This window comes from Microcoleus sp. OTE_8_concoct_300 (assembly GCF_031383065.1).
Classification (GTDB): domain Bacteria; phylum Cyanobacteriota; class Cyanobacteriia; order Cyanobacteriales; family Microcoleaceae; genus Microcoleus.
Map to the genome: position 1 here is coordinate 1 of NZ_JANMZH010000115.1, position 1,135 is coordinate 1,135.

Genomic DNA, 1,135 nt, shown 5'->3' on the forward strand with positions numbered 1-1,135 from the left:
CCCAGTACCATTTCTACCAGTTCAGCTTGGCTCAACTGCTCGATTTGGGTTTTTTTCTGCTCTTTGGTGGCTGCGGGCTTTTTCATTCGTTTATTTTACCAGATGCCGTCACTGAAGTTTTTTTGACCTGAATCCTTACGATGCTGCTAACGGTTTATGGGATTTAGCAGCGAACCGCCGGAATCCTAATGCGATAAGGATTCTTGCCGAGATGATCGGTTTAGGTGAGATTGCATCTCTGTTATTGCGGAAATCTGCGGGCGATAAATCGGTTGACGGGGAAGCTATCAAGAAGATTGCAGGTGCGATCGAGCGTACCCAGATAAAGAGCAAATAGGGCTTCTCATGGTGCAGAATGAAAAGCCGTTGCGAGGAGCCCCGTCACGCCGATCGGGTGAATTAATACAATTAATACACTGTTTTTACGCTGTCTGATAGTGTACTTAATGTACTTAATGTACCTTTTGGACAGTTCGATCGCTCAAAACATCCCATCAAGCATTTCGGTAATGTCTTGTTGGTCGCGGCCCCGATTATCGTCATAAATCATAAGCGTGTCGAGCTTGCGGTGGCGACTCAATTTTTGCACCTTGCGGACATTCCCATCCGTCGCATCCAGGGCCGCCGTGATAGCGCTGTGTCTGATGCGGTGAGGGGACATCTGCTTTTTGATGCCAGCATTTTCGCTGTGTCGCACAACAATCTTACGGATACCGTCGCCAGTCAGCCGATGTCCTGAATTAGCAAAGTCAAGCGCGGTAAACAGCGGGGTATCATGCGATTGGTTCCCGCCCCTAGCTTCGAGCCAGTCAGCGATCGCCTGAACAGTTGCCGTTCCCAAGTCGATCGCCTCAGCTTGCGTCCCGCGCCCCTTGCCAAAAATCCGCAAAGTCTTACCGGCTGGGTCAAAGTCGCGGACATTCAACTGGCAGACTTCATTTCGTCGCAAAGCGTTACCCCACAACAGGCGAAGCAAAGCATAATCACGCTTGCCCATTAGTCACAAGTTAAGCTAAAAGCACTATTGTCAATGAGTAAAATTACTCATCTTTTACCTGTTGACCCAATTAAAATATGACTCCATTTGTTCCTTTATTATTGAAAAAAAACTGTTCGGGACTTCTTTGAGTTCCAG

At 47.8% G+C, this 1,135-nt stretch carries 1 protein-coding gene; it reads right to left on the bottom strand.

All coding sequences use genetic code 11. The features are described from left to right. Window positions 1-481: 481 nt before the first annotated feature. Window positions 482-997, bottom strand: coding sequence for a tyrosine-type recombinase/integrase (locus tag ACUVJL_RS05765; protein ID WP_445244981.1), 516 nt, complete (start codon window positions 995-997; stop codon window positions 482-484). Between the last annotated feature and the right edge of the window lie 138 nt (window positions 998-1,135).

Excerpts from the sequence above, each read along its gene's own strand:
- ACUVJL_RS05765 (WP_445244981.1), bottom strand. The coding sequence starts at position 997 with ATGGGCAAGCGTGATTATGCTTTGCTTCGCCTGTTGTGGGGTAACGCT.